This window comes from Nocardioides sp. CPCC 206348, from assembly GCF_048654705.1.
Classification (GTDB): Bacteria; Actinomycetota; Actinomycetes; order Propionibacteriales; family Nocardioidaceae; genus Nocardioides.
Window position 1 is genome coordinate 30,594 of the sequence record NZ_JBMCZA010000189.1, and the last position, 7,226, is coordinate 37,819.

Below are 7,226 nucleotides of genomic sequence, written 5' to 3' on the forward strand. Positions count from 1 at the left end.
GGTGTTGATGAAACCTGCTGGTGAAACTGGAACGCTCGTACCCTATCCACCGCCGCGCACCATGGCGCGGGGTTATCGGTTCTGGCGTGTGTTCCGCTCCGTTCGGAACCGCTGCAGGAGCACGGTCAGTCGGCCGCTTCGAGGACCTCCAGTGCGTGCTTGGTACGACGGTCGAGGTGCAGCAGACGCAGGGCGGTCGCGACGTCGGGAGCCTCCACGACCCGCATTCCTTCGACCATGCGGTCCGTGCTGGCGCGCCGCACTCCTTGCGCGGCGCCCGGATCGGCCGGCACCACGGCCATCTCGAACCCGAGCCGCGCGGCTTCGGCGAGGCGCAGTGGCAGGTCGCGCACACGACGGAGCTCGCCGGACAGGCCGATCTCGCCCATCGCCACGACGCCGGCCGGTGGCGCGCTGACGAAGGTCGCCGACGCGACCGCGACGGCGACGGCGAGGTCGCTGCCGGGATCGGTGAGTCGCGCGCCGCCGACGGTGGACGCGAACACGTCGTGCTGGTGGAGCTTGATGCCGCAGTGCTGCTGGAGCACCGCGAGCACCATGGCCAGTCGCGAGCCGTCGAGCCCGGACGTCGTCCGCCGCGGGCGCTCGGCGGGGGAGACCGTCACCAGCGACTGGACCTCCGCCAGCAGGGGGCGACGGCCCTCCATCGTGACCGCGACGCAGGTGCCGGCGACCCGGCCGTGGTGGCGCTCGGTGAAGATCCCGGTGGGGTCGTCGACGGCGCGGATGCCGTCGGGACCGAGGTCGAAGCAGCCGACCTCGTCGACCGGGCCGAAGCGGTTCTTGACCGCGCGCAGCATCCGGAAGCGCGAGTCGCGGTCGCCCTCGAAGTGCAGGACGACGTCGACGAGGTGCTCCAGCACGCGGGGTCCGGCGATCCCGCCGTCCTTCGTGACGTGTCCGATCATCACGACCGTGATGTCGCGGCTCTTCGCCATCCGCACCAGTGCCTGGGCGACCTCCTTGACCTGGGTGACGCCTCCGGAGACGCCGTCGACCTCCGACGCGCTGATGGTCTGCACGGAGTCGACCACCACCATCTTCGGGCGGACCTGCTCGATGTGGGTGAGGACGGCTCCGAGGTCGGTCTCCGCGGCGAGGTAGAGCTCGTCGTGGATCGCTCCCGTGCGGTCGGCGCGCAGCCGCACCTGGGCAGGTGACTCCTCGCCCGTGATGTAGAGCGTGCGCTGCGAGCGCTGGGCGGTGCGGGCGGCGACCTCGAGCAGCAGGGTCGACTTGCCGACGCCGGGCTCGCCCGCCAGCAGGACGGCAGCGCCGGGGACGAGTCCGCCACCGAGCACCCGGTCGAGCTCGGGCACGCCGGAGAGGTGGTGCACCGCCGTGTCGGCGGAGATCTGCCCGATCGGCACCGCTGCCGAGGTCACGGCGGTGGCCGTCGTACGACTGGTGGAGGCACTGGACGTGGCCGCCTCGGCGACCGAGCCCCACGCCTGGCACTCGCCGCACCGGCCCACCCACTTGGCCGTGGACCAGCCGCACTCGCCGCATCGGTAAGTCGAACGTACTTTCGAACCAGCCATGCCCCAGACGTTAGGACATGCCTCCGACACGACCCGGAAGGCACGCCCGGTGATGCGTGGGATCATGGGCCGGTGGACACCCCCCGGCCTCCGGCGACCCTCGCCGACGTCGCCGAGCGCGCGGGTGTGTCCCGCCAGACGGTCTCCAACGCGATCAACAGCCCCGACCTGCTGCGCGCCGACACCCTCGAGCGCGTGCGGGCGGTCATCGACGACCTCGGCTACACCCCCAACCAGGCCGCCCGACAGCTCCGCACCCGCTCCTCGCGCCTGATCGGCCTGCGCCTGACGCCGCCGCAGGAGTTCACCGCGAACATGGCGATGGACCGGTTCGTGCGGAGCCTGGTCGAGGCGTCGCGGGTGGTCGGGTACCACGTCCTGCTCCTGTCGACCGGCCCCGTCGCCGAGGGTGCCCGGCCCGAGCCGATGAGCGGGTACGACGACCTGCTCCGCTCCACGGCCGTCGACGCCTTCGTCGTCACCGACACGTATCTCGGCAACCAGCAGACGGTCGGACTGGCGCAGCGGCGGGCACCGTTCGTCGCGTTCGGCCGGCCGTGGGACGACCCGGGTGCCACCCACCCGTGGGTCGATGTCGACGGTGCTGCGGGCGTGCAGGCGGCGACCGACCACGTCCGCCAGCTCGGCCACGAGCGGATCGCGTGGGTGGGCTGGCAGCCGGGCTCACGCCTCGGCGAGGACCGCCGGTCGGGCTGGCACCGCGCGATGGCGGCCCACGGACTCTCGACGTCCGGCCTCGAAGCCGCTGTCGAGGACACCGTCGAATCGGGCCGCCAGGCCGCATCGGAGCTCCTCGACGCGGTCTGGCCGTCGGCCTTCGTCTGTGCCTCCGACACCCTCGCCGTGGGTGTCCTCCAGGCGCTCACCGACCGCGGGATGTCCGCAGGTCGCGACGTCGCCGTCGTCGGGTTCGACGACTCGCAGGTCGCGCAGGTGCTGGGCCTGACGTCGGTCCGGCAGCCGCTCGAGCAGGTTGCCGTCGAGCTGGTCGACGCCCTCACCGGACTGCTCGGGCCCACCGGGTACGACGGCGGCGGAGTCCTGCTCGCGCCGACACTCGCCGTTCGGCGTACGACCTCGGGCTGAGCAGAATCTCCTGCCCCGGAGGGGGCGACAAGGACACTGTCCGGGTGTGAGGATGACGTCGCAGCAATCCTGCATCTCTCTCGGAAGGAACATTCATGTCCTTTGGTGTCCATCGGCGACTCCGTGTCGCCGCCCTCACGGTCGCAACCGGCCTCACCCTGGCCAGTCTTGCCGTGACCGGATCCGGTGCCAGCGCGGCACCGACCGGCGCCCTCGACGGGCCGCCGTCCACCCCGGTCCCGATCTCCACGCCCGACGGCGTGGTGTCGGCGTACCTGCTGAACACGAAGATCGTGAACCCCGGCCAGGTTCGCCTGGTCGAGCGGGCGGTGCGCGCCGCGGACGGCGTGGTCGTCCAGACCTGGCCGCAGATCGGCGTCATCGTCGCGCACAGCGACCAGGCCGACTTCCGCGACCAGGTCCGCGCCCTCGCGGGCCGCGCGCTCGAGTCCGTCGGTGCCACCCGCACCGTGCCGGTGCTCGAGGGCACGCCCGAGGGCGTCCCGGCCCCCTGGGGTCCCGGCAACGGCCAGATCGCCAGGAGTGCCACCGCTGACCGCAGCACCGACACGACCGGCGCCGAGGAGACCGTGGCCGTCGCGCCCGATCCGCGTGAGTCCGAGCAGTGGGACCTCGCCATGATCAAGGCCGACCAGGCGCACGAGATCACCGATGGTTCGAGCGATGTCGTCGTCGGCGTCCTCGACAGCGGCATCGACCCCGACCACCCCGACCTCGCGGCGAACATCGACGTCGCCGACTCGGTGAACTGCACCGACGCCGGCCGGCCGGACACCTCGGCCACCGGCTGGTACCCCACGACGAGCGACCACGGCACCCACGTGGCCGGCACCATCGGCGCCGCTCGCAACGGCACCGGCATCGTCGGCGTCGCCCCGGGCGTGAAGATGGCGTCGGTGAAGGTCGTCAGTGACGAGGGCTTCATCTACCCGGAGTTCGCGGTCTGTGGCTTCGTCTGGGCCGGCCAGCACGGCATGGACGTCACCAACAACAGCTACTACGTCGACCCGTTCATGTTCTACTGCGAGGACCAGGCCGACCAGTACGCCGCCAAGGAAGCCGTACGACGTGCGGTGACCTGGTCCACCGAGCAGGGCGTCGTGCACGCCGCTGCTGCCGGCAACGCGTCGTACGACCTGTCGAACAAGACGACCGACGACACCAGCCCGGACGACAGCACGCCGATCGTGCGGACGATCAACAGCGAGTGCGACGACATCCCGACCGAGCTGGACGGCGTCGTCACCGTCTCGTCGCTGGAGCGCTTCCCGACCACGGGCCTCGAGAACCGGCTGTCCGGATTCAGCAACCGCGGTCTCGGCGTCATCGACGTCGCCGCGCCCGGGTCGCGCATCCTGTCGACCATCGTCACCAACAACGGCTACGGCCTGAAGTCGGGTACGTCGATGGCGTCGCCGCACGTCGCCGGGGTCCTCGCACTGATGAAGTCGGTGCACCCGGACTGGACGCCCGCGCAGATGGTCGAGAAGCTGCGGTCCCAGGCCGACGACCACGCGTGCGTGGTCGCGACCGCCGGGGCGCCGTGCGTGGGCACCGACCAGGAGAACAGCTACTACGGCGAGGGCGTCGTCGACGCCCTCGACGCGGTCAGCTGACGGTCTGCTGACCGCCTGCTGGGCAGCGTCGTCAACCTCTGGTCAATACCTGCGTGACCAGAGGTTGACGGCGTAGTCCACCTCGACGCCGTCGTGGTGGCGCAGGATCTCCTCGGCGATCTCCGGCTTGAACTCGATGCGCACCACGGCCTCGAGGTCGGCTCGGTTCCCGAACCGCCAGCCCATGTCGACGCGATCGAGCGTCCAGCCACGGATGGCCCAGAACCGTTCGGTGTCCTCGGGGGAGTCCAGGTGCGGATAGCCGCGCCGGAACCACCCGCCGAACGTGGAGCGCGAGCCGTCGTTGTCGATGACCAGTGCGGTGCCACCGGGCCGCAGCACCCGGTCGAGCTCGACCAGGCCGGGTTCGCAACCGCGTCCGAAGAAGTACGCCCAACGCGCCTGGACGACGTCCACGGACGAGTCGGGCAACGGGATCGCCTGCGCCGTGCCGGCCAGCACCTCGGCGTTGGTGGTGCCGCGCGCGCGGAGTCGGCGCTCGGCCAGCCGGATCAGCCCGGGGTGTGGCTCGACGCCGATGACCTTCGCCGCGGTCGTGGCGAAGCGCGGCAGGTGGAAGCCCGAGCCGCAGCCCAGGTCGAGCACGACCTGCCCGGACCAGTCGACCCGCGACTCCATGGCCGACCAGAGTCGACCGTCGGGGTCGGCGGCCTCGTTCTCGAGCTCGTAGGTGGCGGTGTGGTGCCAGATGTTCGGGCTCGGGATCGCGCCCTGCACCGGAGACACGCTCGGCCGATCAAGCTCAGATACGGACGATGCCGTTCGGCGTGAGGACCTGCGCGGCAAGGATGCCGGGGGTGCCGTGCGGAGCGACCCACTCGACCTTGACGTCCTCGAGCGGGGCTTCGACGGTCTCGCCGAGCCACTCGCTGACCCGCTGCGGGTCACCGGCGATCTCGATGCCCGCGAGGGACACGGTGCCGTCGGCGCCGGCGGACGGGTGCAGCTCGGCCGGGACGTCCCAGTTGATGAAGAAGGGGAGCTGCGGGTCGGCGATCAGGCCGTTGATGCCGATCTGCTGCCACTTCAGCGAGGTGCCGTCGGGGCGGTGCCGTGAGCCGGGTGCGGCCGCGCGGCCGAGGCGCTGCTCGACGACCGAGATGTCCGGGACGGCGACGGCCCAGCCGAGCCAGCCGCCACCGAGGGCGGAGCGGGCCTTCACGGCCTGGCCGAACGGCGCCTTGTCGGATGCCGGGTGGTCGAGCGCCTGGACGATCTCGAGGTAGATCCCGTCGGCCAGCGGAAGGATCATGTTGACCGTGCCGAAGCGGGGGTGGACACCCCCGTCGACGAACTCGCGACCGAGTGCTGCGCCGAGGCGCGCAGCGGTGCTCTCGAGTCCGTCGGGTCCTGCCGCGTAGGAGAGATGGTCGAGGCGCATGTCAGACATTCTGAACATGGGCTGAGAGAACGAAACCGGCGGGGTACCGGTTTCTTGATGTCGAGAGGTGGTCGCCACTCCCGGTGCGGGTTCATCAAGGGATGCAGATGAGTCCTCACTTCCCTGCCTCTGCTCACCGGGGGAAGTGCAGGTTCACCAACATCCCTTGATGAACCAGCCTCAGCGCGGGTCGGCCGGATGCAGGGCCAGGGCCGACCGCGAACGCAGGTGCGCCTCGCAGTGGCGGACCAGTTCGTCGTACCCCTTGCGGCCGATCAGGGCGACCAGCTCGGCCTCGTTGGAGACGTAGACCGGCTCCATGGCGACATGGGCCTCGGTGTTGCCGGAGCAGTACCAGTCGAGGTCGTGGCCGCCGGCGCCCCAGCCGCGGCGGTCGTACTCGGTGATACAGACCTCCGTGTACGACGACCCGTCCATCCGCTCGACCTCGCGGAAGGTGCGCCGGATCGGCAGCTGCCAGCACACGTCCGGCTTGGTCTCGAGCGGGTTGCGGCCCTGGTCGAGGGCGAGCCCGTGGAGCGCGCATCCCGCTCCTGCGTGGAAATTGTCGCGATTCGCGAACACGCAGGAGCTCTGGCCGTCGACCTTGTGGGCGCGTGTCTTGCGTTCGCCGTCATCGTCCTTCTCCACCCAGTCCTTGCGCTTCACGGGACGTCCCGGGTGGTGCTGCCACTGCTCGGGAGTGAGCTGCTCGACGAAGCCGGCGACCCGCTCCTCGTCCTCCTTGTCGGCGAAGTGCGCGCCGAGGGTGCAGCAGCCGACGTCGGGGGAGTCGGCGTAGATGCCGGCACAGCCGTTGCCGAAGATGCAGGTGAAGGACGACGTCAGCCAGGTCAGGTCACAACGCAGGACCTCGGTCTCGTCGGCGGGGTTGGTGAATTCCACCCACGCGCGGGGAAAGTCGAGCGGGACCTCAGGCATCCGCCCAATCTAGAGGACTTCTCGTGGCTGGAGGCGCCACGACTAGTACCTTGGACGCATGCGGCTGGGCGTCCTCGACATCGGTTCCAACACCGGTCACCTCCTCGTGGTCGACGCCCACGACGGTGCCGCCCCGCTCCCGGCGTACTCCTACAAGGAGCCGCTCCGTCTCGCCGAACACCTCGACACGGCCGGTGATGTGTCGCAGACCGGCATCGACGCCCTGGCTGCGTTCACGGCGCAGGCCGTCCGTGTGGCCGAGGAGAAGGGGTGCGAGGAGATGCTGTCCTTCGCGACCTCCGCGGTGCGCGACGCCGGCAACTCCGAGGCGGTCCTCGCGCACGTCGAGCAGCAGACCGGCGTGCGGATCGCCGTACTCCCGGGGGAGGACGAGGCCCGCCTCACCTTCCTGGCCGTACGACGATGGTTCGGCTGGTCGGCCGGTCGACTCGCCGTCTTCGACATCGGCGGGGGTTCCCTCGAGATCGCAGCGGGCTCCGACGAACGCCCGACCGTGGCGTGGTCGCTGCCGCTGGGCGCTGCGCGCCTGGCCCGTGCGGACTTCGCGGAGGCCCC

At 70.7% G+C, this 7,226-nt stretch carries 6 protein-coding genes and 1 pseudogene; 3 read left to right on the forward strand and 4 right to left on the reverse strand.

All coding sequences use genetic code 11. The features are described from left to right. Window positions 1–125: 125 nt before the first annotated feature. Window positions 126–1,562: a DNA repair protein RadA gene (gene radA / locus ACOADB_RS15735; protein ID WP_378600422.1), complete on the reverse strand. Its 1,437-nt coding sequence runs from the start codon at window positions 1,560–1,562 to the stop codon at window positions 126–128. Window positions 1,563–1,634: 72 nt separating this feature from the next. Here radA and ACOADB_RS15740 point away from each other — a divergent pair, with 72 nt between their 5' ends. Next, window positions 1,635–2,669 carry a LacI family DNA-binding transcriptional regulator gene (locus tag ACOADB_RS15740; RefSeq protein WP_378600425.1) on the forward strand — a complete coding sequence of 345 codons (1,035 nt, stop codon included), beginning with the start codon at window positions 1,635–1,637 and terminating at the stop codon, window positions 2,667–2,669. Between the two features lie 95 nt (window positions 2,670–2,764). Next, window positions 2,765–4,306 carry a S8 family serine peptidase gene (locus ACOADB_RS15745; RefSeq protein WP_378600427.1) on the forward strand — a complete coding sequence of 514 codons (1,542 nt, stop codon included), beginning with the start codon at window positions 2,765–2,767 and terminating at the stop codon, window positions 4,304–4,306. 42 nt (window positions 4,307–4,348) lie between these two features. On the opposite strand, the gene ACOADB_RS15750 is transcribed toward ACOADB_RS15745, so the two are convergent. The 3 genes from ACOADB_RS15750 to ACOADB_RS15760 all read right to left on the reverse strand — a co-directional run bounded on the left by ACOADB_RS15750 (window position 4,349) and on the right by ACOADB_RS15760 (window position 6,650). Beyond that, complete coding sequence (locus ACOADB_RS15750) at window positions 4,349–5,053, reverse strand: class I SAM-dependent methyltransferase (RefSeq protein ID WP_378600430.1); 705 nt, start codon at window positions 5,051–5,053, stop codon at window positions 4,349–4,351. A gap of 16 nt (window positions 5,054–5,069) precedes the next feature. After that, window positions 5,070–5,708, reverse strand: a complete 639-nt coding sequence (locus tag ACOADB_RS15755) for a VOC family protein (protein ID WP_378600432.1) — start codon at window positions 5,706–5,708, stop codon at window positions 5,070–5,072. Between the two features lie 180 nt (window positions 5,709–5,888). After that, window positions 5,889–6,650 (reverse strand): hypothetical protein, encoded by a 762-nt coding sequence (locus tag ACOADB_RS15760; RefSeq protein WP_378600435.1) that lies wholly within the window; start codon window positions 6,648–6,650, stop codon window positions 5,889–5,891. Between the two features lie 58 nt (window positions 6,651–6,708). On the opposite strand from ACOADB_RS15760, the pseudogene ACOADB_RS15765 reads away from it, so the two are divergent. Beyond that, window positions 6,709–7,226, forward strand: a pseudogene (locus ACOADB_RS15765) (Ppx/GppA family phosphatase); the annotation flags it as partial.